Annotated in this window: 22 protein-coding genes; 16 read left to right on the top strand and 6 right to left on the bottom strand. The window is 76.5% G+C overall.

The window, feature by feature from the left end:
- The first annotated feature begins 7 nt into the window (after nucleotides 1–7).
- Nucleotides 8–1018 carry a DUF2510 domain-containing protein gene (locus tag CP974_RS04425; RefSeq protein WP_223844491.1) on the top strand — a complete coding sequence of 337 codons (1011 nt, stop codon included), beginning with the start codon at nucleotides 8–10 and terminating at the stop codon, nucleotides 1016–1018.
- Between the two features lie 168 nt (nucleotides 1019–1186).
- Here the strand turns inward: CP974_RS04425 and CP974_RS04420 are convergent, their stop codons facing one another.
- Entirely contained in the window at nucleotides 1187–2389 is a 1203-nt protein-coding gene (locus tag CP974_RS04420) for an amino acid deaminase/aldolase (protein WP_031137037.1), read from the bottom strand.
- 1891 nt (nucleotides 2390–4280) lie between these two features.
- Here CP974_RS04420 and CP974_RS04415 point away from each other — a divergent pair.
- The 3 genes from CP974_RS04415 to CP974_RS04405 all read left to right on the top strand — a co-directional run bounded on the left by CP974_RS04415 (nucleotide 4281) and on the right by CP974_RS04405 (nucleotide 7125).
- Entirely contained in the window at nucleotides 4281–5000 is a 720-nt protein-coding gene (locus tag CP974_RS04415; protein ID WP_224354469.1) for a hypothetical protein, read from the top strand.
- Nucleotides 4997–6289, top strand: a complete 1293-nt coding sequence (mycP, locus tag CP974_RS04410) for a type VII secretion-associated serine protease mycosin (RefSeq protein WP_078915613.1) — start codon at nucleotides 4997–4999, stop codon at nucleotides 6287–6289. Before CP974_RS04415 ends, mycP begins: the two co-directional genes overlap by 4 nt.
- Nucleotides 6290–6378: 89 nt before the next feature.
- Nucleotides 6379–7125: an SseB family protein gene (locus CP974_RS04405; RefSeq protein ID WP_031131994.1), complete on the top strand. Its 747-nt coding sequence runs from the start codon at nucleotides 6379–6381 to the stop codon at nucleotides 7123–7125.
- A gap of 49 nt (nucleotides 7126–7174) precedes the next feature.
- Here CP974_RS04405 and CP974_RS04400 read toward each other — a convergent pair whose 3' ends face one another.
- Nucleotides 7175–7537 carry a DUF1844 domain-containing protein gene (locus CP974_RS04400; protein WP_031131996.1) on the bottom strand — a complete coding sequence of 121 codons (363 nt, stop codon included), beginning with the start codon at nucleotides 7535–7537 and terminating at the stop codon, nucleotides 7175–7177.
- A gap of 309 nt (nucleotides 7538–7846) precedes the next feature.
- Between CP974_RS04400 and infC the strand changes: the two genes are divergently transcribed.
- From infC to CP974_RS04355, 8 genes are all read left to right on the top strand, one after another.
- The gene (infC, locus tag CP974_RS04390) at nucleotides 7847–8557 is read left to right on the top strand and encodes a translation initiation factor IF-3 (RefSeq protein ID WP_078915614.1); all 711 of its coding nucleotides are present in this window, start codon (nucleotides 7847–7849) and stop codon (nucleotides 8555–8557) included.
- Between the two features lie 119 nt (nucleotides 8558–8676).
- On the top strand, nucleotides 8677–8871 hold the full coding sequence (gene rpmI, locus CP974_RS04385; protein WP_010476245.1) for a 50S ribosomal protein L35: 195 nt from the start codon (nucleotides 8677–8679) through the stop codon (nucleotides 8869–8871).
- A gap of 95 nt (nucleotides 8872–8966) precedes the next feature.
- The gene (gene rplT / locus CP974_RS04380) at nucleotides 8967–9353 is read left to right on the top strand and encodes a 50S ribosomal protein L20 (protein ID WP_017945472.1); all 387 of its coding nucleotides are present in this window, start codon (nucleotides 8967–8969) and stop codon (nucleotides 9351–9353) included.
- Nucleotides 9354–9468: 115 nt separating this feature from the next.
- Nucleotides 9469–10326 (top strand): TrmH family RNA methyltransferase, encoded by an 858-nt coding sequence (locus CP974_RS04375; protein ID WP_031132000.1) that lies wholly within the window; start codon nucleotides 9469–9471, stop codon nucleotides 10324–10326.
- Nucleotides 10327–10378: 52 nt separating this feature from the next.
- Entirely contained in the window at nucleotides 10379–11503 is a 1125-nt protein-coding gene (locus CP974_RS04370; protein ID WP_037937962.1) for a sensor histidine kinase, read from the top strand.
- 139 nt (nucleotides 11504–11642) lie between these two features.
- Complete coding sequence (gene pheS / locus CP974_RS04365) at nucleotides 11643–12770, top strand: phenylalanine--tRNA ligase subunit alpha (protein WP_031132004.1); 1128 nt, start codon at nucleotides 11643–11645, stop codon at nucleotides 12768–12770.
- Nucleotides 12770–15298, top strand: a complete 2529-nt coding sequence (gene pheT / locus CP974_RS04360) for a phenylalanine--tRNA ligase subunit beta (RefSeq protein WP_031132006.1) — start codon at nucleotides 12770–12772, stop codon at nucleotides 15296–15298. Before pheS ends, pheT begins: the two co-directional genes overlap by 1 nt.
- Before the next feature lie 479 nt (nucleotides 15299–15777).
- Nucleotides 15778–16851: a PP2C family protein-serine/threonine phosphatase gene (locus CP974_RS04355; RefSeq protein WP_031132008.1), complete on the top strand. Its 1074-nt coding sequence runs from the start codon at nucleotides 15778–15780 to the stop codon at nucleotides 16849–16851.
- A 112-nt stretch (nucleotides 16852–16963) separates the two neighbouring features.
- Here the strand turns inward: CP974_RS04355 and CP974_RS04350 are convergent, their stop codons facing one another.
- A complete protein-coding gene (locus tag CP974_RS04350; RefSeq protein WP_078915615.1) occupies nucleotides 16964–17824 on the bottom strand; it encodes a 3-hydroxybutyryl-CoA dehydrogenase in 861 nt (286 codons plus the stop codon).
- A 259-nt stretch (nucleotides 17825–18083) separates the two neighbouring features.
- On the opposite strand from CP974_RS04350, the gene CP974_RS04345 reads away from it, so the two are divergent.
- Nucleotides 18084–19400 (top strand): glycoside hydrolase family 10-like protein, encoded by a 1317-nt coding sequence (locus CP974_RS04345; protein ID WP_031132012.1) that lies wholly within the window; start codon nucleotides 18084–18086, stop codon nucleotides 19398–19400.
- A gap of 28 nt (nucleotides 19401–19428) precedes the next feature.
- Here the strand turns inward: CP974_RS04345 and CP974_RS04340 are convergent, their stop codons facing one another.
- Both CP974_RS04340 and CP974_RS04335 read right to left on the bottom strand, forming a co-directional pair.
- Nucleotides 19429–19632 (bottom strand): DUF1918 domain-containing protein, encoded by a 204-nt coding sequence (locus CP974_RS04340; RefSeq protein WP_031132014.1) that lies wholly within the window; start codon nucleotides 19630–19632, stop codon nucleotides 19429–19431.
- Nucleotides 19633–19789: 157 nt separating this feature from the next.
- On the bottom strand, nucleotides 19790–20395 hold the full coding sequence (locus CP974_RS04335; protein ID WP_031132016.1) for a DUF6461 domain-containing protein: 606 nt from the start codon (nucleotides 20393–20395) through the stop codon (nucleotides 19790–19792).
- A 58-nt stretch (nucleotides 20396–20453) separates the two neighbouring features.
- Between CP974_RS04335 and CP974_RS04330 the strand changes: the two genes are divergently transcribed.
- Together CP974_RS04330 and CP974_RS04325 are read left to right on the top strand one after the other, a co-directional pair.
- Nucleotides 20454–20945 carry a GNAT family N-acetyltransferase gene (locus CP974_RS04330; RefSeq protein WP_051839460.1) on the top strand — a complete coding sequence of 164 codons (492 nt, stop codon included), beginning with the start codon at nucleotides 20454–20456 and terminating at the stop codon, nucleotides 20943–20945.
- Between the two features lie 223 nt (nucleotides 20946–21168).
- A complete protein-coding gene (locus CP974_RS04325) occupies nucleotides 21169–22338 on the top strand; it encodes a methyltransferase (RefSeq protein ID WP_031135732.1) in 1170 nt (389 codons plus the stop codon).
- A gap of 53 nt (nucleotides 22339–22391) precedes the next feature.
- Here the strand turns inward: CP974_RS04325 and CP974_RS04320 are convergent, their stop codons facing one another.
- On the bottom strand, nucleotides 22392–23021 hold the full coding sequence (locus tag CP974_RS04320) for a CGNR zinc finger domain-containing protein (RefSeq protein ID WP_078915853.1): 630 nt from the start codon (nucleotides 23019–23021) through the stop codon (nucleotides 22392–22394).
- Between the two features lie 56 nt (nucleotides 23022–23077).
- On the opposite strand from CP974_RS04320, the gene CP974_RS04315 reads away from it, so the two are divergent.
- Entirely contained in the window at nucleotides 23078–24412 is a 1335-nt protein-coding gene (locus tag CP974_RS04315; RefSeq protein ID WP_031135734.1) for an MFS transporter, read from the top strand.

Genomic DNA, 24412 nt, shown 5'->3' with positions numbered 1-24412 from the left:
TGGCAGCATGAGCATGACGACTCCGCCGGGCTGGTACCCGGACCCGGCCGCGCCCGCCGCCGAGCGCTGGTGGGACGGTACGGCGTGGACCGGGCACACCCGCCCGGCGGACGGCGCCGCGCAGCCCCGGGCGGCGGTCGTCCCCCCGCCCGCGACCCCCGCGGCCCCGCCCGTCCCGCCCGCCCCGTACCCCACCGCGGTCGTGGTCCCGCCCCGGCGGTCCGGCGGCCGGGCGGTCCAGGCGGCCGTCGCGGCGCTCGCCGTGGCGGCGGTCGTGGCGGGCGCCCTCCTCCTGCGCCCCGGCGGCGACGGCGGCCCCGAAGCGCGGCGGCCACCCGCCGCCGGACCGGCCACGGGCCCCGGCTCCGCCCGGCCCGCGCCCCCCGCACCGGCCCCGCCGCAGCCGTCCGCCGAACCCGCCACGGCCCCGCCGTCCGCCGCCCCCGCGGACGACGGCTCCGTCCTCGTCGACCAGCTCAACGGCGTCACCCTGCCCGTCCCGGCGGGCTGGCGGCGGCCCGAGTACGGCGTCGGGCAGGGGGCGGTCATGGCCACCACCGACGAGCGCACCTGCCCCGCCGGATCCCGCGCGTGCCCGTACGGCCGTGTCGTGTCCCGCACGCTCGCCTCCGCCGCGCCCACCCCGAAGGCGATGGCAGAGGCGGACGTCGCGCACGCCGCCGAGGAGCTGTACGGCGAGGACGTGCTCGGCGGCAGCCCGTACGGCGGGGTGAGGTCGCACCAGGTCGTCGCCGCCCGCGAGACCGTCGTGGCCGGCCGCACCGGCTACCTGGTCCGCTGGCGGGTCACCACCGGCGAGGGCCCCGGCGGCCATGTCCAGTCGCTGGTCTTCCCGTCGCCGAGCGGCACGGAGCAGCCCGTCGCCGTGCGGTTCGCCTTCGACGCGGGGCCGGGCGGGCCGCCGCTCTCCCTGATGGACGAGATCACGCGGGGCATCCGGCCCGTCGGCGGCCCCACGGGCGGCGGCGTGGGCAGCAGCATCGCCCCCGGCGGCTGACCCCGGCGCCCCGCCGCCCCCCGGCGCCCCGCCGACCCGCTCCGGCGCTCCGCCGACCATCCCGGCGCCCCCGCGCGCGGCGACGGCCGGCCCGCCCGGCGCCCGACCGCCACGGCGCCCGACCGCCCCGGCGGCCCGACCCGCGCCATGGAGGCGATGGCCGCTCCGCTACAGGAAGGCCCGCCCCTCGCCCCGGTACGTCGGCACGGCGCCCGTCACCCGGTCGCCCTCCACCAGGTGCAGCCGGTCGAACCGCTCGCACAGCTCGCCCGCCTTCGCGTGCCGGAACCACACCTTGTCGCCGATCAGCAGGTCGTCGGCGGCCGACCCCAGCAGCGGCGTCTGCACCTCGCCGGCCCCCTCCACCGGGTCGTACCGCAGCCCCTCCGGCAGGTAGGGCACCGGCAGCCGGTCCCGGCCGGGCGCGCCCGAAGCCGGGTAACCGCCGCCCAGCACCGTCACGGCGCCCACCCCCGGGCGCCGCACCACCGGCAGCGCGAACAGGGCGGCGGGCCGGCCGCTGAACGACGTGTAGTCGTCGAACAGCCTCGGCACGTACAGCCCCGACCCGGCCGCGACCTCCGTCACCGCCTCCTCGGCCGCCGTGTGCTGGACGCTGCCCGTGCCGCCGCCGTTCACGAACTCCAGGTCCGGCGCGACCTCCCGTACGGCCGCCACCACCGCCGCGCGCCGCTCCGCCAGCTCCCGCCGCGCCACCGCCTGCATCAGCCGCACCGCCCGCGAATGCAGCGGACGCCCCACCACCGCGTCACCGACCCCCGCGACATGCCCCTCGTACGCCATGACCCCCACCAGCCGGAACCCGGGCCGCCGCGCCACCGACCGTGCCAGCTCCGCCAGTTCGGCCGGATCCCGCAGCGGCGAGCGCCGCGCGCCGATCCGTATCCGCCCGCCCAGCAGCCGCAGCGACGTGTCCAGCTCCAGGCAGACCCGCACCTCCTCCCGGCCGTCCCCGCGTGCCGCGTCCACCAGGTCGAGCTGCGCCGGGTCGTCCACCGTCACCGTGACGGCCCGCGCGAGCTTCGCGTCGGCGGCCAGCTCGGCGAAACCGGCCCGGTCCGCCGACGGATAGGCCAGCAGCACGTCGCCGAAACCGGCCCGCGCCAGCCACAGCGACTCGGCCAGCGTGAACGACATCACCCCCGCGAAACCGGGCCGGGCCAGCGCTCGTTCCAGCAGCGCCCGGCAGCGCAGCGACTTGCTGGCGACCCGCACGGGCTTGCCCCCGGCACGCCGGAGGAGGTCCTCGGCGTTCGCGTCGAAGGCGTCCAGATCCACCAGGGCGAGGGGCGCGTCGAGATGCGCGGTCGCCCGGTCGAAGCGGGCGCGGTCAGCGGCACGGGGAGTCATGGGCCCGAGCGTGCCAGACCCCGTTACCAGGGGGTAGTGGCCGTGGACGGGACGTTCCGGTCAGATCCGCCCCGACCTGCGGCCGCGTTCCCGCGGGCCCGCCCACAGCCTTTAGAGTGACGGCTACACGCCGGTGCGCGGGCCTGCCCCGACGGCGTCGACGGCATGCGTACGAGGGGGGCGGATGAGCACCGAGGCACGGCGCCCGGCTCCCCGGCCCGAGGCCCCGCAGGAGACCACCACCCGCCTGCGCCCCATCCCGCCGCAGCCGGCCCCGGCGCCCGCCGCCCGCCCCGAAGCGCCCCCGGCCCCGGAGCCGCACCTCCCCACCCGAGCCGCCCCCGCGCACCCCACGACCTCGCCCGGCCCGAAGGCCCCCGCGCGACCCGGCGCTCCGGCCGAGGCCGAGCCCCCGGCGCGGTCCGCCGCCCCGACCGGCTCCGACGCCCCGGCGCCCCCCGCCACCCGGACCGGTCCGGAGTCCTCCGCACAGCCCGTCGCCCCGCCGGAAGCGCCGACGCGGTCGCTCGCCCCGACCGGCTCCGACGCCCCGGCGCCCCCCGCCACCCCGGCCGGAGCCCAGAGCCCCACGCGGCACCGGACCACGGCGCACCCCGTGGCTTCCGCGCCGCCCCAGGCCCCCGCTCCGGACCGGACTCCGCCGTCCGACACCCCCTCGCGCCCCGCGCAGACCCCGGCGCGGTCGCTCGCCCCGGCGGCGGGTACGGCGGCTCCCGCGCCGCCCGAGGCTCCGGAGCCGGGCCGTACGCCCGCCCCGACCGGTGCCCCCGCCCCGACCGGTGCCCCCGCCCCGTCCGCCGCCCCGGACCGGGCGCCCCGGGGCCCCTCCTCGCACCCCACCACCGCAGGCCCCGCCACGCCGACCCCGGCTCAGGCACCGGCTGGTCGCCCCACCGAGGCCCGCCCGTCCACGTCCGCCCCCGCGCAGCGCCCCGTCGACCGCCCCGGCACGCCGGCGCCGCCCCCGGCGCCCCACAGCGACACCGCTCCCGCGGCCGAGCCCGCGCGCCCCGCCGCCACCGGGCTCCCGGAAGGCCGTACCCGGCAGGCACCCGACGCGGGCCGCCCGCCCGCCGATCCCGCCCGCCCGTCGACCGGCCGGCAGGGCGCGCCCCCGCAGGGTGCCGCCCCGTCACCGGCCGTACCGCCGAAGGGCCAAGCCGCCCCCGGCCGGTCCGGCATATCCGGGCAGCCGCCGCGTCCCGCCCCGCCGAACGAAGCGACGGCTCCCGGCCGGCCGGAGGTCCCCCGCCGGACCCCGCCGCCCGCACCGCCCAACGAAGCGGCCGCCTCCCGCCGGACCGGCGAGGCCGGCCAGTGCGCGCCGAGTCCCGCCCCCGCCCCGCCGGGCGTACCCCGGCAGGCTCCACCACGCCCCGCCCCCCAGCGGGAAGCGACGGCTGCCGGTGCGCCCGCGCACCGGCCGACCGCACCGCCACCCCCCGCCGCACCGCCGGGACGCGGTGCGGCACCGGCCTCCGCTCCGGGCACACCCGGCACACCCGGCACGCCCGCGCCTCGTCCGGCCGAGCCGCACCGCCACACCGAGCCCGCCCCCCGCCACGCGGCCTCCCCCCACCGCCACGCCGCCCCGGAGAACCACCGCCCAGCAGAGCCCCGCCACCACACCCCGGCCCACCACACCCCGGCCCACCACACCCCGGCCCACCACACCCCGGCCCACCACACCCCGGCCCACCACACCCCGGCCCATCACCGCCCCCTGCCGGACGCCCGCCCCGCCACCCCGCCCGCCTACCGGGCGGCTCCGCCCGAGACGGCACCCGAGACGACCGTACGGCTGCGCCCCGTCCCGGAGGCGCCGCGCACCGGCCGGCTGACGGCGGCCGTCGCGTGCCTGGTCCTCGGAGTGGGCCTCATCGGCGGCGCGGCCGTCGGCGCCTGGCTGCTCCGGGACCCCGACGCCACCCCGCGCCGCACCGCGTACACCGAGGCGGGGACCCTCTGGCACAGCACCCCGGTCGACACCCTCTTCCCGCGCACCCTCGCGGGGGACGGCGCCGGCCCCGGCGGGGCCGACCGCGTCTGGACCCGGGTCGCCGTCGCACCCGACGCGTCCTGCGCCGCCGTCCTCCAGCCGCGGCTGGCCGCCACCCTCGCGCCGGCCGGCTGCCGGCGCGTGCTCCGCGCCACGTACACCGACGCCACCTCCAGCAGCGTCACCACCGTCGGCCTGGTCTTCCTCGACACCGCCCCGGCCGACATGGCCGCGCTCCGCACCCGCTTCACCACCGGCGGCCTCGGCGGGAGCCCCGACCTGATGCCGCCCGCGCTCGCCGCCCCCGGCACCGTCGCCGCCCGGTTCGGCAACGCGCAGCGCGGAAGCTGGCACGTGAACGTCCTCACCGAGATGCCCGTCGTCGTATACGGGGTGTCCGGCTTCGCGGACGGCCGGGCGGTGCTCCACCCGCAGCCCGCCGCGCAGGCGATGGCCAAGGGCCAGACGACCGCACCCGCGCAGGCGGGGCTCGGCCACGAGGCGCGGGGCGTCGCCGACCGGATCGAGAAGGGCCTGCGGACGACGGTCACGCGGGCGGTCGAAGGCCCCGAGCGGAAGGGGAACCGATGAAGCACACCCCCACCCACCCGTCGGCCGCCCCCACCGACTCGGCGGCGACCGCCCCCCACCGCACGGCCCCGCGCCGCACCACCGCCGGCACCGCGTCCCGGATCCCCGCGGCCACCCCCGCCCCCCGCCCCGCCGTACGCGTGCTCCTCGCCGGGCTGCTGGCCGCCGCGCTCGCCCTCCTGCCCGCCGCCCCCGCCGCCGCGGACGGCATCCGCGCCCGGCAGTGGGGCAACGAGGCGATCAACGCCGACCGTGCCTGGAACACCACCAAGGGCGCCGGCGTCACGGTCGCCGTCCTCGACACGGGCGTCGACGAGACCCACCCCGACCTGGTCGGGAACGTCCTGCCCGGCAAGGACTTCATCGGCTTCGGCGCCCGGCGCGGCGACCGCGCGTGGGCCCGCCACGGCACCGCGATGGCCGGCATCATCGCCGGCCACGGACACGGCCCCGGCAACGGCGACGGGGTCGTCGGAGTCGCCCCCGAGGCGAGGATCCTGCCCGTACGCGTCATCCTCGAAGGCGCCGACAAGTCCCGCGCCCGTGCCCGCAACACCCGCGGCAGCGCCCTCGCGCAGGGCATCCGCTGGGCCGCCGACCAGGGCGCCGACGTGATCAACCTGTCCCTCGGCGACGACAGCGAGGCCGCCCACCCGGAGGCCGCCGAGGACGCGGCCGTCCAGTACGCCCTCGCCAAGGGCGCGGTGGTCGTCGCGTCGGCCGGGAACGGAGGTGAGAAGGGCGACCGCGTCTCGTACCCCGCCGCCTACCCCGGCGTGATCGCCGTGACCGCCGTCGACCGGTTCGGCACCCACGCCTCCTTCTCCACCAGCCGCTGGTACGCCACGGTCAGCGCGCCCGGCGTGGACGTGGTCATCGCCGACCCGGACCGCAAGTACTACGAGGGCTGGGGCACCAGCGCCGCGGCGGCGTTCGTCTCCGGCTCCGCTGCCCTGGTCCGCGCCGCCCACCCCGGCCTCACGCCGGCCCAGGTCAAGCAGGTGCTGGTCGACACCGCCCGCGACGCGCCCGACGGAGGGCGCGACGACGACAAGGGGCACGGTACGGTCGACCCGGCCGCCGCGATCGATGCCGGCGCCCGCCTGCGCCCCGCGGACCCCAAGGCGGCCACGGCCGGCTACGTCCGCGAGTTCTTCGGGCCGGGCCCGCGCCGCGAACCCGACGAGGAGGACCCCGCCGGCCTCGTGGCCCCGGTCACGGCGGGAGCCGGCGCCCTCCTCGTCGTCACCGCCGCCGCCCTCTGGCGCACCGCCCGCCGCCCCGCCTGACCGGCCCCGGCCGGCCCGCCCACCCCCACCCCCGCCGGGAGCGAGGCCGCCGTACGGAGCCGGTGTGGCACCCCGATAGGCTCGGGTGCGTGGCGCTCAAGAACATCCCCGACCCCGGCTTCTCCGACGACGACGGCTCCGCCGACCCGAGACTCGCCGAGGCCCTCGCGGCCTGGGCCGAGGACCGCGGCGCCGAGCCGCGCGTGCTGGAGGCCCTCACGGAGGCCCGCCTCCTCGTCCCCGTCGTGGCCGTGCTCGGCGAGGTCGAGGAGGACGAGAACGGCCTGCGCCGCGAGAAGACCAGCGACATGGCCGTCCCGACCCTCACCGCGGGGGACCGCCGCGCGCTCCCCGCGTTCACGTCCACCGAGACGCTCGCCCGCTGGGACCCGGCGGCCCGCCCCGTCGCCGTACCGCTCCGGCAGGCGCTCCAGGCGGTGGCGCACGAGAAGGCGGACACGCTCGTCCTCGACATGGCAGGCCCCGTGCCGTTCGAGCTGACCGGCCGGTCGCTGCTGGCCCTCGCCGAGGGCCGCACCAGCACCGACCCCCTGGCGGACCCCGCCGTCACCGGCGCCGTCCGGGCGGCCGTCGCCGCCGAACCGGCGGTGCTCCGCGCCCACCTGGCCCGGAGCGCCACCGCGGACGGCACCCTCGCCCTGGTCCTCGCGCCGGACACGGCCCCCGCCGAGGCGGCCCGCCGGGTGGCGACGGCCATGGCGGCCGACGAAACGCTGAGGGCCCGCCTGGTGCGGGGCCTCGACCTGGCGCTGCTGCCGGCCGAGGCCGCCCCGCCGGGCGAGCCCTTCTACGTGCGGGAGCACGTACGGGAGTGAGAACGAGGGGAACGGCGAAGAGGACGAGGAGCGGGAAGGAGGGGCCGGGTCAGCCGTAGACCGGGCCCGTGTACTTCTCGCCCGGGCCCTGGCCCGGCTCGTCCGGCACCAGCGACGCCTCGCGGAACGCGAGCTGCAGGGACTTCAGGCCGTCCCGCAGCGGCGCCGCGTGGAAGGAGCTGATCTCCGTCGCCCCGGCGTCCAGCAGTCCCGCCAGCGCGTGCACGAGCTTGCGGGCCTCGTCCAGGTCCTTGTAGGCGTCGCCCTCCTCGGTCAGCCCGAGCTTCACGGCCGCGGCGCTCATCAGGTTCACGGCGACCGTGACGATCACCTCGACCGCGGGGACCTCCGCGATGTCGCGGGTCATGGCGTCGAAGTCGGGCGCGGGCTCGGGGGACGTGGCGTCACTCATGCCCCACACGATAGGCGGTCCCGGCAGCCCTCCCGCGCCGCCCGCCCGGTTGGGCGCATCGGCCGCGGGCTGGTAGCCTGGTGTGACGACCGGCTGGAGCCTGTGAGCTCCGGCCCACAAGTGGAGGCTCCGTCTCCCACCTGGCCGTCCTCCGGGACGGCGGGTCACCGGTCAGGCGGCGCCCATCGTTCCGTACGGACGATGGACCCGCCCGATGACAGCGCCCCGCGGTTCGCCGTGGCGGTGCTCCGGTATCACCAGGAGCCCCGCCTGTGTCCCGTCCGGGGCATTTTCTATGCGCCGGCGCGGTTGGTCTCACAGAACAGACGTTACGCGTCCGTCCGCCAGGCGGTCGCGTGGTGCTACCGAGGAGGATCCATCAGCGCCGAGCCCCGCATCAACGACCGGATTCGCGTTCCCGAGGTGCGACTTGTCGGTCCCAGCGGCGAGCAGGTCGGAATCGTTCCGCTTGCCAAGGCCCTGGAGCTTGCCCAGGAGTACGACCTCGACCTCGTCGAGGTCGCGGCGAACGCCCGCCCGCCCGTGTGCAAGCTCATGGACTACGGCAAGTTCAAGTACGAGTCGGCCATGAAGGCCCGTGAGGCGCGCAAGAACCAGGCGCACACGGTCATCAAGGAGATGAAGCTCCGGCCGAAGATCGACCCGCACGACTACGACACCAAGAAGGGTCACGTCGTCCGGTTCCTCAAGCAGGGTGACAAGGTCAAGATCACGATCATGTTCCGTGGTCGCGAGCAGTCCCGGCCGGAGCTCGGCTACCGGCTGCTGCAGCGGCTCGCGGAGGACGTCCAGGACCTCGGTTTCGTCGAGTCGAACCCGAAGCAGGACGGCCGCAACATGATCATGGTTCTCGGTCCGCACAAGAAGAAGACCGAGGCCATGGCCGAGGCCCGCGAGGCGCAGGCCGCCCGCAAGGCGGAGCGCCAGGGCCAGCCCGCACAGGCGGACCAGCCCGCTCAGGCGGAGCAGCCCGTCCAGGCGGACCCGTCCGCCCAGTAGCCTCCCCAGGCCGTGTCCCGGGCAACACCGCCCGAGACTCGAAATCGATCCATCTGACGCTCCCGCGCGCCGGTCCCCGGACCGGCTGGGAGCGCCACTGACGAGGAGATAACGGCGCTATGCCGAAGAACAAGACGCACAGCGGTGCCAAGAAGCGCTTCAAGATCACCGGCTCGGGCAAGGTGCTCCGCGAGCGCGCCGGCAAGCGCCACCTGCTCGAGCACAAGTCGTCCAAGCTGACGCGCCGCCTCACTGGCAACGCCGAGATGGCCCCGGGTGACAGCGCCAAGATCAAGAAGATGCTGGGCATCTGACCCCGATCGCCTGATCCGAAGCCCCCGAAAGCCGGGACCCAATCGTTTCCGGGCCGTGTGAGCACCCCCGCGGCCCCGCTACAAGGAGTTAACAAGTGGCACGCGTCAAGCGCGCAGTCAACGCTCACAAGAAGCGCCGTGCGATCCTCGAGCAGGCCAGCGGCTACCGCGGCCAGCGCTCGCGCCTGTACCGCAAGGCCAAGGAGCAGGTCACCCACTCGCTGGTCTACAACTACAACGACCGCAAGAAGCGCAAGGGTGACTTCCGCCAGCTGTGGATCCAGCGCATCAACGCCGCCGCCCGCGCCAACGGCATCACCTACAACCGCTTCATCCAGGGTCTGAAGGCCGCCAACGTCGAGGTGGACCGCAAGATCCTGGCCGAGCTCGCGGTCAACGACGCGAACGCGTTCGCCGCCCTCGTCGAGGTCGCCCAGAAGGCCCTCCCGAGCGACGTCAACGCCCCGAAGGCCGCCGCCTGATCCCCAGGCCGCCGATCCTTCCGACCGGACCCGCAGGCCGCGCGCCTGCGGGTCCGGCGCGTTCGCCGTACCGCCACCTCCCCGGCCCCGCCGCCAGAAAGAGCCGCCGAGCACCATGGGCACCCCCGAGCTGATCTCCCCGCGTTCCCCCCGCGTCGCCGCCGCGCGGCGCCTGGCCAAGCGGAACTTCCGGAGCAAGGAGCGCCGGTTCATCGCCGAGGGACCGCAGGCCGTCCGCGAGGCCGTCGAACACCGGGGACCCGGCGGCGAGCCGACCCTCCTCGAACTGTTCACCACCACCGAGGCCGCCACCCGGTACGCCGCCATCGTCGACGCCGCCCGCGCCGCCGGCGCGCGCGTCCACCACGCGTCCGACGCCGTCCTCGCCGAGGTCTCCCAGACCGTCACCCCGCAGGGCATCGTCGGCGTGTGCGGCTTCCTCGACTCGCCGTTCGAGGACATCCTCGCCGCCCGCCCCAGGCTGGTCGCCGTCCTCGCCCACGTACGCGACCCCGGCAACGCCGGGACCGTCCTGCGCTGCGCCGACGCGGCCGGAGCCGACGCCGTCGTCCTCACCGACGCCTCCGTCGACCTCTACAACCCCAAGTCCGTGCGCGCCTCCGTCGGCTCCCTGTTCCACCTGCCCGTCGCGGTCGGCGTCCCCGTCGAGCGGGCCGTCGCCGGACTCAGGGACGCCGGCGTGCGGGTCCTCGCCGCCGACGGCGCCGGCGACGACGACCTCGACGCGGAACTCGACGCGGGCACCATGGGCGACCCCACCGCCTGGATCTTCGGCAACGAGGCGTGGGGCCTGCCCGAGGAGACCCGCGCCCTCGCCGACGCCGTCGTGCGCGTCCCCATCCACGGCAGGGCCGAGAGCCTCAACCTGGCGACCGCCGCCGCCGTGTGCCTGTACGCCTCCGCCCGTGCGCAGCGCGCGGCCGGAGGGTGCCGCTCCGTCACCGGGAGCTAGTAGGGTGACGGGCTCGGAGCCCGCCGCGACACCGAGGGATGGGGGTACGGGGATGACACCCGGCAGCAGCCACGAGGCGGCGGACGGCCACGCCCGCTCCACCTCCCGCCCGGGCGTCCCCCCGTGCGTGGCCGAGGAGCTGCCCGACGGGCTCGTCGTCGCGGACGCCGAAGGGCGGGTCGTCCGGTTCAACGCCCAGGCCGCCCGCGTCACCGGCGTCCCCCGCGACCGGGCCGTCGGCGCCCGCCTGGAGGACGCCCTCCCCCTGGAGGACCTCAAGGGCAACCGCTGGTGGCCGCTGACCGACCCGTACGGCGGCCTCGCCACCCGCACCGGCCAGCCCGAGCGGAACCTGCTGCTGCCCGGGGGCCGGGAGGTCCTCGTCGCCGCCCGGTACGTACGGGACGTGCCGCTCGGCCCCGTGCGCCGCGTCGTCGTCACCCTGCGCGGCACCGAGGCCCGGCGCCGCACCGAGCGCAGCAACGCCGAGCTGATCGCCACCGTCGCCCACGAGCTGCGCTCCCCGCTCACCTCCGTACAGGGCTTCACCCACACCCTGCTCACCAAGTGGGAGCGCTTCACCGACGACCAGAAGCGGCTCATCCTGGAGACCGTCGACGCCGACGCCAAACGCGTCACCCGGCTCATCGCCGAGCTCCTCGACATCTCCCGCATCGACGCCGGCCGGCTGGAGGTGCGCCGCCAGCCCGTGGACATCGCCGCCGCCGTCGGCCGCCACGTCCACGGCCTCACCGCGCGGGGCCTGCCGCCCGACCGCTTCTTCGTCCGCGTCGGCCGCCCGCTCCCCGACCTGTGGGCCGACCCCGACAAGATCGACCAGATCCTCGGCAACCTCCTGGAAAACGCGGTGCGCCACGGCGCCGGAACCGTCACCATCGAAGTCGCCCCCACCGGAATGCCGGACGGCGAGAAAGGAACGGCGGTCACCGTGAGCGACGAAGGTCCCGGCATCCCCGAGGAGTCGATGGGCCGTGTCTTCACCCGCTTCTGGCGCGGCAGCACCCGCGGCGGCACCGGCCTCGGCCTGTACATCGTCAAGGGCCTCGTCGAGGCCCACGGCGGCTCCATCACCGTCGGCCGCGCCCCCTCGGGCGGCGCCCGGTTCCGCTTCACCCTGCCCGTGGGAGCCCCGGCGTACGTGACCCAGGGCATCTGACCCGCCGGTCCGGACCCCGGCCGCCCCCCACGGGCTCCAGCAGGACAGCCGTACCCCGTTAGACTCAAGCTTTGGCACCTTTGCGTCCTCGGTCGTCGAGCGGGGGCCCCAGCCAGCCCATTCGGAAGTACGGGAAGAGATGTCGGCACCCAACAAGTCGTACGACCCAGTCGAGGTCGAGGCACTGAAACCGGAAGAGATCGAGCGCATGCGGGACGAGGCGCTCGCCGCCTTCGCCGCCGCCGGCGACCTCGACCAGCTCGCCCAGGCGAAGGTCGCCCACACGGGCGGCACCTCGCCCCTCGCCCTCGCCAACCGAGAGATCGGCGCCCTGCCCCCGCAGGCCAAGGCCGAGGCGGGCAAGCGCGTCGGCCAGGCGCGCGGCGCGGTGTCCAAGGCCCTGGCCGCGCGCCAGGCCGAGCTGGAGGCCGAGCGGGACGCCCGCGTGCTGGTCGAGGAGGCGGTGGACGTCACCCTCCCCTACGACCGCACCCCGGCCGGCGCCCGCCACCCCCTGACCACCCTCATGGAGCGCGTCGCGGACGTCTTCGTCTCCATGGGGTACGAGGTGGCCGAGGGCCCCGAGGCCGAGGCGGAGTGGTTCAACTTCGACGCCCTCAACTTCGTCCCCGACCACCCGGCCCGCCAGATGCAGGACACGTTCTTCGTCGAGGGGCCGGAAGGCACCCGCGGCGACGAGTCCGGCATCGTGCTGCGCACCCACACCTCCCCGGTGCAGGCGCGCACGCTCGTGGACCGCGAGCCCCCCGTGTACGTCGTCTGCCCCGGCCGCGTCTACCGCACCGACGAGCTCGACGCCACGCACACCCCGGTCTTCCACCAGATCGAGCTGCTCGCCATCGACGAGGGCCTCACCATGGCCGACCTCAAGGGCACCCTCGACCACATGGTCCAGGCCCTGTTCGGCCCGGACATGAAGACCCGGCTCCGGCCGAACTTCTTCCCGTTCACCGAGCCGTCCGCCGAGATGGACATGCTCTGCTACGTCTGCCGCGGCGAGTCCGTCGGCGACGCGGAGCGCCCCTGCCGCACCTGCGGCAGCGAGGGCTGGATCGAGCTCGGCGGCTGCGGCATGGTCAACCCGAAGGTCCTCGTCGCCTGCGGCGTCGACCCGGAGAAGTACAGCGGCTTCGCCTTCGGGTTCGGCATCGAGCGGATGCTGATGTTCCGGCACAACGTCGAAGACATGCGAGACATGGTCGAGGGTGACGTCCGGTTCACCCGGCCGTTCGGGATGGAGATCTGATGCGGGTCCCGCTTTCGTGGCTGCGGGAGTACGTCGACCTGCCGGCGACGGAGACCGGCCGTGACGTACAGGCCAAGCTGGTTTCGGCCGGGCTGGAGGTCGAGACCGTCGAGCGGCTCGGCGCCGGCCTCACCGGCCCCCTCGTGGTGGGCCGGGTCCTCACCATCGAGGAGCTGACCGACTTCAAGAAGCCGATCCGCTTCTGCACCGTCGACGTCGGCACCGCCAACGGCACCGGCGAGCCGCAGGAGATCATCTGCGGCGCCCGGAACTTCGCCGAGGGCGACAAGGTCGTCGTGGCGCTCCCCGGCGCCGTCCTGCCCGGCGACTTCCGCATCGGCGAGCGCAAGACGTACGGCCGGATGTCGCGCGGCATGATCTGCTCCTCCGACGAGCTGGGCATGGGCGACGACGGCACCAAGGGCATCATCGTCCTGCCGCCCGAGCACGAGGTCGGCACCGACGCCGCCGCCCTGCTGGAGCTGTACGACGAGGTCCTGGACATCGCCGTCACACCCGACCGCGGCTACTGCCTGTCGATGCGCGGCGTCGCCCGCGAGGCCGCCATCGCGTACGGACTGCCGCTGCGCGACCCGGCCCTCCTCGACGTGCCCGCGCCGAACTCGTACGGCTACCCGGTCCAGGTCACCGACCCCGTCGGCTGCTCCCGCTTCACCGCGCGCACCGTCGTCGGGCTCGACCCCGAGGCCCGCTCGCCGATCTGGCTCCAGCGCCGCCTGCAGAAGGCCGGCATGCGCCCGGTCTCCCTCGCCGTCGACGTCACCAACTACGTGATGCTCGAACTGGGCCAGCCGCTCCACGCCTACGACCGCGCCCGTCTCGACGGCCCGATCGGCGTGCGCCGGGCCGAGCCCGGCGAGAAGATCACCACCCTCGACGGCACCGTCCGCGCCCTCGACCCGGCCGACCTCGTCATCACCGACAGCCGGGGCCCCATCGGCATCGCCGGAGTCATGGGCGGCGCCGACACCGAGATCGCCGACGCGGTCGCCGACCCGGAGACCGGCCAGGTCCAGGGCACCACCGAGGTCGTCATCGAGGCCGCGCACTTCGACGCGATCTCCGTCGCCCGCACGGCCCGCCGCCACAAGCTCTCCTCCGAGGCGTCCCGGCGCTTCGAGCGGGGCGTCGACCCGCAGGCCGCGGCCGCCGCCGCGCAGCGCACGGTCGACCTGCTGGTCCTCCTCGCGGGCGGCACGGCCGAGGCCGGCGTCACCGAGATCGTCGCCCCGGCCGCCCCGCGCACGGTCGCGATGCACGCCGACCACCCGGACCGCGTCGCGGGTGTCTCCTACGGCCGCGAGACCGTCGTCCGCCGCCTCCAGGAGATCGGCTGCGACGTGTACGGGCAGGACGAGCTGGTCGTCACCGTCCCGTCCTGGCGTCCCGACCTCGCCGCGCCGAACGACCTCGCCGAGGAGGTCATCCGGCTGGAGGGGTACGAGAACCTCCCCTCCACCCTGCCCAGGCCGCCCGCCGGCCGCGGGCTCACCGAGCGCCAGCGCACCCACCGCCGCGTGGGCCGGGCCCTGGCCGGCGCCGGGTACGTCGAGGCGCTGAACTACCCCTTCGTCGGCGAGCAGGTCTTCGACCAGCTCGACCTCCCGGCCGACGACCCCGCACGCCGGGTCGTCCGGCTCGTCAACCCGCTCTCCGACGAGGAGCCCGCGCTGCGCACCACGCTGCTGCCCGGCCTCCTCGCCGCGCTGCGCCGCAACGACGGCCGCGGCAGCCACGACCTGGCCCTCTTCGAGACCGGCCTCGTCTTCCACCCGGCCGCCGAGCCCGGCGTCGCGGTGCGGCTGCCCGTCGACCGCCGCCCGACCGACGCGGAACTGGCCGGGGTCGACGCCGTCCTGCCCGAGCAGCCCCGGCACGCCGCCGTGGTCCTCGCCGGGGCGCGCGAGCAGGCCGGCTGGTGGGGCAAGGGCCGCCCGGCCGACTGGGCCGACGCGGTCGAGGCCGCCCGGACCGTCGCCCGCGAGGCCGGTGCCGAGCTGATCGTCCGCCAGGGCCGGTACGGCCCGTGGCACCCGGGCCGCTGCGCCGAGCTGGCCGTCGTCGTGGACGGCGCCGAGCGGATCGTCGGCCACGCCGGCGAGCTGCACCCGCGCGTCGTCAAGGCGTTCGGCGTGCCCGCGCGCACCTGCGCCATGGAGCTCGACCTCGACCTGGTCGAGCGGGCCTCCGCCGGTCCGGTGGCCGCCCCGCGCATCTCCACCTTCCCGGTGGCCACGCAGGACGTCGCGCTCGTCGTCGACCAGGGCGTGCCGGCCGCCGAGGTGGAGCGGGTGCTCCGCGAGGGCGCCGGCGACCTGCTGGAGTCCATCCGGCTGTTCGACACGTTCACCGGCGAGCAGATCGGCGAGGGCAGGAAGTCCCTGGCGTACGCACTGCGCTTCCGCGCCGCCGACCGCACGCTGACCGTCGAGGAGGCCACGGCCGCCCGCGACGCCGCGGTGGCGCTGGCCGCCGAGCGCACCGGGGCGGTACTGCGCGGCGCCTGACGGGCCGCGCGGGGGACGACCGGCCGGCGCCCGCCTCCCGCCGGGGGCGCGGGTCCCACGGGACACCCCGGCGGGGGTGGCGGTCTCGGCGGGGGCCTCGGTCCTCGGCGGGCCGGGGGCCCGGTTCGTGCGAGGTGCCGGGTGCCGCGGGGTGCCGCGGGGCCGCCTCGTGCGGCCGTCCGGCACCCCGCGCGGGGCCGCCGACCGGTCTCCGGCCCTGAGGTGTGAGGGGCGCGTCCCATCCCGGACGCGCCCCTTCCGCGTGCCTCCCGCCCCGTCCCCGGCCCCGGTCCCCGGCCCCGCCCCGAAGGCCGTCCGCCCCTGGCCGCGGCCCTTCCGGTGCCGGAGGCGGGGGCCGAGGGCGTCCACGGGGTTGCTCACTCATTCGAGTGAGAAGCCTGGTGGACGTTCCCCGCGAGACGGGACGATCGACAGAATCGTCCCGACCGCGACAAGGGGCCTGAAGAAGGGCGGTCCGCATGATCCGTAGGTGGTCCCGCAGGCCCCGGCGGCGTGGCGCCGGTTCGCTCGCCCCCCTGGCCCTGCCGACGCTGTGGGGAGCCGTCGCCGTGACGTGGAAGCTGACCTGCCCGCTGGCGCGGCAGGACGACATGGCGACGCGGATCGCCACCAGTGCCGTCTTCTTCGCCGTCGGCACGGGCCTCGTGGTCGGCATCTGCCGGGGTCTGCGCCGCGAGCTGCGGCAGATCGAGGCCATCGCGCAGGCCGCCCAGCGCGTCCTGCTGCGGCCGCTGCCGCCCCGGCTCGACGGGCTCGCCCTCGCCGGGACGCAGCTGCCCGCCGTACGGGGCGCCGTGGTCGGCGGCGACCTCTACGAGGTGGTGTCCACCCCGTACGGGGTGCGGGTGATCATCGGCGACGTGCGCGGCCACGGGCTGGCGGCGCTCGGCGCGGTCGCCGCGGTCCTGGGCAGCTTCCGCGAGGCGGCGTACGAGGAGCCGGGGCTCGGCGGACTGCTGCGGCGCCTCGACCGTGCCCTCCAGCGGTACCTGGGGGAGCCGCCCCGCGACGAGGGGGCGCAGCAGGCCGGACCGGGCGGCTCGGCCGAGGACTTCGTCACCGTCCTGCTGCTGGACATCCACCGCAACGGCGACGTGCTGGTCCTCAACTGCGGCCACCCCTGGCCCTACCGGATCGGCCATGACGCCGAGCCGCTCGCCACCGGGGTGCCGCTGCCGCCGCTCGGCGCCTTCCCGCTGCCGGACACCCTGCCCGTCCGGCGGTGCGACCGGCTGCTGCCCGGCGAGGCGCTCTTCCTCCACACGGACGGCGCGGCGGAGGCGCGGGACGCCGGCGGGCGCTTCTTCCCGCTGGAGGAGGTGCTCGGCCGGGCCGCGGGACGGGTGCCCCGGTCGCCGGCCGCGCTCGTCGAGGAGGTCCGCGCCGCGCTGCTCGCGCACACGGACGGCCACCTCGACGACGACGTCGCCTTCGTCGTCGTACGCAACGACCGGGTGCCCGCCGGGCGCGTCCTCGTCCCGGCGCAGCCCGGCACCGCGCGGCCGGTCCGCCCCGCGCCGTTCCCCCGGTAGGACGCGGAAGGTGCGGAGGCTGCCCCGGCGGCCCGGCCGCGGTGTGCGGGACCCGAGGCGGGCGGGGCGGGGAGGTCACGGGTGCCGGAGCGGTGGCGCCGCCCCCGGCGGCTCAGGAGTACGGGTAGAACCCGGAGCCCGTCTTGCGGCCCAGCCGGCCCGCGTCCACCATCCGCTGGAGCAGCGGGGGAGCGGCGTACAGGGGCTCCTTGTACTCGGCGTACATCGAGTCGGCGACCGAGGCGACCGTGTCGAGGCCGATCAGGTCGGACAGCTTCAGCGGGCCCATCGGGTGGGCGCAGCCCATCTCCATGCCGTTGTCGATGTCCTCGCGGCTGGCGATGCCCGACTCGAACATCCGGATCGCCGACAGCAGGTACGGGATCAGCAGGGCGTTCACCACGAAGCCGGACCGGTCCTGCGCCCGGATCGCGTGCTTGCCGAGGACCTTCTCGACCACGGCCTGGGAGCGGCTGATCGTGCCCTCCGACGTGGTGAGCGCCGGGATCAGCTCGACGAGCTGCTGGACCGGGGCCGGGTTGAAGAAGTGGATGCCGATGACCTGGTCGGGGCGGGACGTCGCCACGGCCAGCTTCACCAGCGGGATGGACGACGTGTTGGACGCCAGGATGGCGTCCTGCCGGGTCACCACCTGGTCGAGGACCTGGAAGATCTCCGTCTTGATCTGCTCGTTCTCCACGACGGCCTCAATGACCAGGTCGCGGTCGGCGAACTCCCCGAGGTCGGTCGTGAAGCTCAGCCGGGCCAGCGTCGCGTCGCGCTCCTCCTCGCTGATCTTGCCGCGCTGGGCGGCCTTGTCGAGGGAGTTGTACAGCCGGGTACGGCCGATCTCCAGCGCCTCGCCGGTGGTCTCGGCCACCCTGACCTCGAGGCCGCTGCGGGCACACACCTCCGCGATGCCCGCGCCCATCTGACCGCAGCCCACCACTCCGACGCGTGCAATGTCGGTCATTGAGTCCGTCACCTCGTGCCTTTCGCTGATCTCCGGATGGCGGGGCCGCCGTATGGTTCCGGCACTCCCCGCCCGACCCCACGACGTTACTCCGTTCGCGCGGATCGGCGGTCGTCCGGGCCGGGCATGCTCTGCGGAGACGGCCATACGGTCCAGGGCGCCCGCACCCGTCTCATAGAGTGCACAGGGGGCGAAACGCCCGAAACGATCAAGTGCGTGTGCGGGGCGATCCGGGTACGAGGAAGGGCTGGGACGACACATGGGTCAGGCGGGCGGCGGGTTCGGACGGCGGGGAATGGTGGCCGGGGCGGCGGGGCTGGTGGCCTCCCTGCTGGTCAGCGGGGACGCGACGGGCGCGGCGGGGGCCGGCCCGGACGGCGGCGGGGAGCGGGAGCGCGGGCGGCGGCACGGGCACGGGGACGGCAAGCCGCCGCGCGGCCGGGCCCGCGCCGAGGACTTCCGCGGCATGTGGGTGGCGACGGTCACCAACCGGGACTGGCCCTCCCGCCCCGGACTGTCCGCCGCGGAGCAGCGCGCCGAGCTGACCGCCCTGCTCGACCAGGCGGTCAAGCGCCGCCTCAACACGGTGATCCTCCAGGTCAGGCCGACCGCCGACGCGCTGTGGCCCTCGCCGTACGAGCCGTGGGCCCAGTGCCTCGCCGGCGTCCAGGGCAAGGACCCCGGCTGGGACCCGCTCGGCACCGCCGTCGTTGAGGCCCACCGGCGCGGCCTGCTCCTGCACGCCTGGTTCAACCCGTACCGCGTCGCCACCCACGCCGACCCGGCGCGGCTCGCCGCCGACCACCCGGCTCGCCGCAACCCGGACTGGGTCGTCACCCACGGCGGCAAGCTCTACTACAACCCGGGCCTGCCGCAGGTCCGGCGGTTCGTGCAGGACGCGATGCTCGACGCCGTACGCCGGTACGACGTCGACGCCGTCCACTTCGACGACTACTTCTACCCGTACCCGGTCGCGGGGGAGTCCTTCGACGACGACGCGGCGTACGAGGCGCACGGCGGCGGCTTCCCCGACCGGGCGGCCTGGCGCCGGGACAACATCGACCTGCTGATCCGCGAGACGGCCCAGCGGATCAAGGCCGTCAAACCGGACGTCGCCTTCGGTGTGAGCCCCTTCGGCATCTGGCGCAACGCCACCACCGACCCGCTCGGCTCCGACACCCGGGGCCTCCAGACGTACGACGCCCTGCACGCCGACACCCGCAAGTGGGTCAAGCAGGCGTGGATCGACTACGTCGTCCCGCAGCTCTACTGGCACATCGGCTTCGGCGCCGCCGACTACGCCGCCCTCGTGCCGTGGTGGAGCGACGTGGTGCGCGGCACGGGCGTCCACCTCTACGTGGGCGAGGCGCTGTACCGCGCGGGGGACCCGGCCGCGCCGGCCGCGTGGCAGGACCCGGCGGAACTGTCCCGGCACCTCGCCCTCGCCGCGGACCACGACGGGGTGCTCGGCCACGCCTTCTTCGGCGCGCGGGACGTGGTCGCGGACCGGATCGGGGCGATGGCCAGGGTGGTGGCCGACCACTACCCGACGCCGGTCCGCCCTCCGGGGTGGTGAGACGCACGGGCGGGGCGCGCGGGCGCGCTCAGCCCGCCTTGGGCTCCTCCTTGTGACGGACGACGGAGTCGGGGCCCGGGGCCATCACGGCCTCGTGCCCGTCGTCGTCGAAACGGACGCGGTACGGCGGGTGGCCGTGGTCGCCGAGGACCTCGACGATCTCGGCCGTGCGGTCGTGCTGGCCGACGAACCGGCCGTGCACCAGCAGCTTGTCGCCCACGGTTGCTTCCATCGGGAGTGACCTCCTCGCGCCGGATTCTCCGTATCTGGGAGTCTACGTCCGCACCTGTGCTCCATGTCACCCGAGAGGCCTCCGCCCCGGGCAGGGCCCGGTCGCGCCGCGCGGCGGCGGGTCACGGGACCGCTTCCGGGCGGCGCCCGGGAAGGAGTCAGAACACGGGCACCGATCCGGTCAGGAACTCCGCGCCGTCCAGCAGCCCGGCCGTCAGCCGCACCCCTGTCAGCCGCTCCGCCAGCGCGAACGCCGCCTCCGTGGTGGCCTCCACGTCGGCCGAGTCGTCGCGCAGGTCGAAACCGACCTCCCGCATCAGCGTCACCGCCCCGTCCGGGTCGGCGCCGTCCCGCTCGTGCGGGAACAGCGGCTCGAAGTGCAGCCGCAGCTCGCCGTCCACGTACCGGCTGAAGTGGTCCACCGCGTTCACGTTCCGGAAGTGGGCGACCAGCTCCGTGCCGCGCGACAGCGGCACCGCCGCCTCGTCGAGGCTGCCGAGGTAGCCGTTGGGCTCCACCATCAGCGTCCAGCCGTCGACCGCGCACAGGCCCAGGAAGTGCCGGTCCCCGCCGGACTCCTTCCACGCCCGCGCCGCGGCCTCGACCAGGGCGCCTATGCCCTGCACCCGCCCGTCCGCCCGTGCCCGCAGCCGCCCGATCGCCTCCTCGGGCGAGACCGCGTGCACCAGCGTCGCGCAGTACGCCTCCACGAGGTCCGGGCAGTGGTCGCCGAGCCAGCGGTAGTCGGCAGCAGTCGCGTTCATGCCTCCGATCGTGGCACCCGCCACTGACAGGGCCCCTTCCGCCTGCGAACGTTCGACCATGACGGAGACAATCGCTTTCGGCTCGTATGAGATCTCGACCGACCCTGCACGACTCGACCGCGTCCGCATCCACCGGTGGCTGTCCACGGACGCGTACTGGGCGCTCGGCCGCAGCCGGGAGAAGCAGGACCGGGCCATCGACGGCTCCCTGGGCTTCGGCGCGTACGACGCGCGGAGCGGGGAGCAGGTGGCGTACGCGCGCGTGGTGACAGACCGGGCCACCTTCGCCTGGCTCTGCGACGTGTACGTGGAGCCCGGCGCGCGCGGCACCGGGCTCGGCACGGCCCTGGTGGCGGCGGTCCGCGAGCACCTGGAGCCGTACGGCCTGAGCCGCGTGCTGCTCGCCACCCACGACGCGCACGGCGTCTACGAGAAGCTGGGCTTCGCGCCGCTGGCGAGGCCGGACCACTTCATGGCCCTCACCCCCGGCGGGCCCGGCAGCCCGTCGTCCCCGGCGCCCGAGGCGCAGGCGGCGGAGGGGCGCGCTTAGGGGCGCGTGCGGGGCGCGGGGAGCGCGGGGGCGGGCCACGGGGCGTGGGGGCCCGGGGTGGCGCCGCCGGGAGGTGGTTCCCGGCTGAGGCCGGGGCCGCCGGGTCCCTGGGGTGCCGGGGGTCAGGGGGCGCCGGGGGCGCCGGGGGGGCAGGGGGCGCCGGGGCCAGGGGGCGCGGGAGCGGGAGGCGGGGCGCGGGCGAAGCGCTAGCCTGAACCTCACGATGAACCGCTTGACCACGGCCTGGGGCACCTTCGCCCTCACCCGCTTCCCCGACCACCCCCGCGACCCGCTCCGCGCCTGGGACGCCGCCGACGAGTACCTGCTGCGGCACCTCGCCGAGCCCGGCGCCCCCGCCGTCGCCGGGACCGTCGCCGTGGCCGGCGACCGCTGGGGCGCGCTGGTCACCGCCCTGGCCGGCCACCCGGACACGGGCCCCGCCGGGGAACTGGCGCAGATCACCGACTCGTACCTGGGCCGCGAGGCCACCCGCGCCAACCTCGCCCGCGCCGGCCACGCCGAGGACCGCGTGCGCCTGCTCACCACGCGGGACGCCCCGCCGGAGCGGGTGGACCTGCTGCTGGTGCGCGTCCCGAAGAGCCTGGCCCTCCTGGAGGACCAGCTCCACCGGCTGGCGCCCGCCCTGCACGCGGGGACGGCCGTGGTCGGCACCGGCATGGTCAAGGAGATCCACACCTCCACGCTCACCCTCTTCGAGCGGCTGGTCGGCCCGACCCGCACCTCCCTCGCGGTGCGGAAGGCCCGGCTGATCCACAGCACCCCCGACCCCGCCCTGCGGCGGCCCGCCAACCCGTGGCCGCTCACCTACGCCCTGCCCGACGACGCCCCGGCCGTGGCCGGGCGCACCGTGGTCAACCACGCGGGCGTCTTCTGCGCCGACCGCCTCGACATCGGCACCCGGCTGTTCCTCCGGCACCTGCCGACCGGCCTGGGCGGCGCCCGCGTCCTCGACCTGGGCTGCGGCAACGGCGTGGTGGGCCTCGCCGTCGCGGTCGCGGAACCCGGTGCCGAGGTGATCCTCACCGACGAGTCGTACATGGCCGTCGCCTCCGCCAGGGAGACCTTCCGCGCCTCCGCGCCGCCCGGCGCCAAGGCCCGCTTCGCCGTCGGCGACGGCACGGCCGACGTGCCCGACGGCTCCGTCGACGTCGTCCTCAACAACCCGCCCTTCCACAGCCACCAGGCCCTCACCGACGCGACCGCCCGCCGCATGTTCACCGGCGCCCGGCGCGTGCTGCGCCGCGGCGGCGAGCTGCGCGTCGTCGGCAACCGGCATCTCGGCTACCACGTGGCCCTGCGCCGGGTGTTCGGCAACTGCGAGGTCGTCGGCAGCGACCCGAAGTTCGTGGTGCTGCGCGCCGTCAAGCGCTGACCGGGGCGCCGTCGCGCCGGCGGGCGCCGGCACACGTGCCGGGCGGGTCCCGCCTACCGGCCCCCGCCCGCCCGGGCCCGCCGGTGCGCCGCCACCCGCTCACGGGTCGCGCACCGGCGCGAGCAGTACCGGCGCGGCACGCCGCTGCCCAGGGACAGGTACACCCGCCCGCAGCCCGGCGCCGCGCAGACCCCGCCCGGCGGGCGCTGCCTCTCCCACACCAGGACCGCCAGGCAGAGGCACGAGGACGCCAGGAACCACTCGCCCCACGGGGCGTCGTCCGACGTGTCCAGGTGCGGGTGCCACGGGCCGCTCCCGCCGTGCGCGGTCAGCCGCAGCGGACCGGAGCCGTGCGCGAGCAGCCCGTTCAGCTCCGCCACGGCCGCGTCCAGCCCCTCCGCGGCGAACACCGCGCGCAGCGCCAGCGCCGCCTCCCTCATCCGGGCCACGTCCTCCACCGTGACGACGACCGGCTCCACCTCGCCGTGCTCCCGCAGCAGCCCGGCGATCCCCTCCGGAGCGGGGAGGGGGTCGTCGCGGGTGAGCGCGTTCACGAGGTCCTCGGTGCGGCGGGCGACGGCCCGTACGGACGGGCGGACGGCGGGCCCGGGAGGAGCCTCGGCGCGGACGGGGGCGGCGGGCCCGGCGGAAGCGGCGCGGCCGACGGCGTCTGGGGCGTGCATCCCCCGAACGTAACGCATCTGGTGAGGTTTTCCGTTACGGACGTACCGTGCCGCCCGTGAGAGAACGCCACGCCCTAGCCCGGTACGCGGCCGGCGCCGCCCTCGCCCGCACGGGCGACGAGATGGCCGGCCCCGCGCTGCTCCTGGCGGGGCTCGCCGCCACCGGGTCGACCGCCACCGCCTCCGCCCTCCTGGCCGCGAGCACCGCGGCGGCGGCCGTGGGCGGGCCCGCCGCCGGAGCCCTGCTGGACCGCTCGCCCCGGCCCGGCCGGCTCCTCGCGGCGGCCCTCGCCGGCTACGCGGCGGGCCTCGTCGCGGTACTGGTCTGCCTGGGCCGGACCCCGGTGGCCGTACCGCTCCTGATCGCGGCGGCGTCCGGGCTCCTGGCGCCCGCGCTGTCCGGCGGCTGGAGCGCCCAACTGCCGCGCGTGGCGGTCGCGCCGCACCTGCCGCGCGCCACGGCCCTGGACGCCATGACCTTCCACGCGGCGGCCCTGGCCGGCCCCGCCCTGACGGCCGCCGCGGCCATGCTGCACGGCGCGGGCGCGGCCGTGCTGACGGCGGCGGCCCTCCTCGCGCTGGCGGCGACGGCCACCCCGCGCCCATCGGCCACCGCGAGCCCTCGTGCGCGCGTGCGCCCCGGACACGGGCTCCCGGCCGACCGGTCCCAGCCCTCGACGCACCCCGGCGGAGGGGCGGCCGGCCCGGTGCGGTCCGCACCCCGTCCCGAGCGGTCCGTACTCCGTCCCGAGCGGTCCGCACCCCGTCCCGAGCGGTCCGCACCCCGCCCCGGCCGGCCCGCAGCCAGCCCCGAAGGCCCCGCTCGGCAGCCCGCCGTCCGTCTCGCCGCCGGGTTCCGGGCGCTGACCGGGACACCGGTCCTGGCGCGCGTGACCGGCGCGTCCGTCCTGTCCTGCGCCGCCCAGGGGCTCCTCGTCGCCTGCACCCCCCTGCTCGGCGCGCGCCATCTGGGCGGCGCGGGCCACGGGGCGCTGCTCCTCGCCGTCCTGGCCGCCGCCGCACTCGCGGCGAACGCGCTGTACCCCCTGTACGCGCGGCTGCGCACGGCCCCAGGGCCGGAGGCGGTGTTCCGGGCGGCCACGCTCGTGCAGGCCGCGGCACTGCCGCTCGTGGCGGTGGCCGGGCACCCCGCCGTGCTCCTGGCGGCGGTGGCCCTCGCGGGGGCGGGCGAGGGCCCGCAGTTGACGGCGCTGTTCGCGGTGCGCGACCGGGAGGCGCCGCCGCGGCTGCGCGGCCGGGTCTTCACGACCGGGGCCAGCCTCAAGACCAGCGGCTTCGCGCTGGGCGCGGCGGCGGCGGGGCCCCTCGCGGAGCGCTCGCTGCCGGGCGCCCTGCTGGCTGCCGCGGTCGCGCAGGCGGTGGCCGCGTGA

This window comes from Streptomyces fradiae ATCC 10745 = DSM 40063 (assembly GCF_008704425.1).
In the GTDB taxonomy this organism is placed as follows: Bacteria; Actinomycetota; Actinomycetes; order Streptomycetales; family Streptomycetaceae; genus Streptomyces; species Streptomyces fradiae.
This window is presented reverse-complemented; position numbering and strand designations above follow the sequence as displayed.

Coding starts and splice junctions, on each gene's coding strand:
- CP974_RS04425 (WP_223844491.1), top strand. CDS start 8: ATGAGCATGACGACTCCGCCGGGCTGGTACCCGGACCCGGCCGCGCCC.
- CP974_RS04420 (WP_031137037.1), bottom strand. CDS start 2,389: ATGACTCCCCGTGCCGCTGACCGCGCCCGCTTCGACCGGGCGACCGCG.
- mycP (WP_078915613.1), top strand. CDS start 4,997: ATGAAGCACACCCCCACCCACCCGTCGGCCGCCCCCACCGACTCGGCG.
- CP974_RS04400 (WP_031131996.1), bottom strand. CDS start 7,537: ATGAGTGACGCCACGTCCCCCGAGCCCGCGCCCGACTTCGACGCCATG.
- rpmI (WP_010476245.1), top strand. CDS start 8,677: ATGCCGAAGAACAAGACGCACAGCGGTGCCAAGAAGCGCTTCAAGATC.
- CP974_RS04375 (WP_031132000.1), top strand. CDS start 9,469: ATGGGCACCCCCGAGCTGATCTCCCCGCGTTCCCCCCGCGTCGCCGCC.
- CP974_RS04370 (WP_037937962.1), top strand. CDS start 10,379: ATGACACCCGGCAGCAGCCACGAGGCGGCGGACGGCCACGCCCGCTCC.
- pheS (WP_031132004.1), top strand. CDS start 11,643: ATGTCGGCACCCAACAAGTCGTACGACCCAGTCGAGGTCGAGGCACTG.
- pheT (WP_031132006.1), top strand. CDS start 12,770: ATGCGGGTCCCGCTTTCGTGGCTGCGGGAGTACGTCGACCTGCCGGCG.
- CP974_RS04355 (WP_031132008.1), top strand. CDS start 15,778: ATGATCCGTAGGTGGTCCCGCAGGCCCCGGCGGCGTGGCGCCGGTTCG.
- CP974_RS04350 (WP_078915615.1), bottom strand. CDS start 17,824: ATGACCGACATTGCACGCGTCGGAGTGGTGGGCTGCGGTCAGATGGGC.
- CP974_RS04345 (WP_031132012.1), top strand. CDS start 18,084: ATGGGTCAGGCGGGCGGCGGGTTCGGACGGCGGGGAATGGTGGCCGGG.
- CP974_RS04340 (WP_031132014.1), bottom strand. CDS start 19,632: ATGGAAGCAACCGTGGGCGACAAGCTGCTGGTGCACGGCCGGTTCGTC.
- CP974_RS04335 (WP_031132016.1), bottom strand. CDS start 20,395: ATGAACGCGACTGCTGCCGACTACCGCTGGCTCGGCGACCACTGCCCG.
- CP974_RS04330 (WP_051839460.1), top strand. CDS start 20,454: ATGACGGAGACAATCGCTTTCGGCTCGTATGAGATCTCGACCGACCCT.
- CP974_RS04325 (WP_031135732.1), top strand. CDS start 21,169: ATGAACCGCTTGACCACGGCCTGGGGCACCTTCGCCCTCACCCGCTTC.
- CP974_RS04320 (WP_078915853.1), bottom strand. CDS start 23,021: ATGCACGCCCCAGACGCCGTCGGCCGCGCCGCTTCCGCCGGGCCCGCC.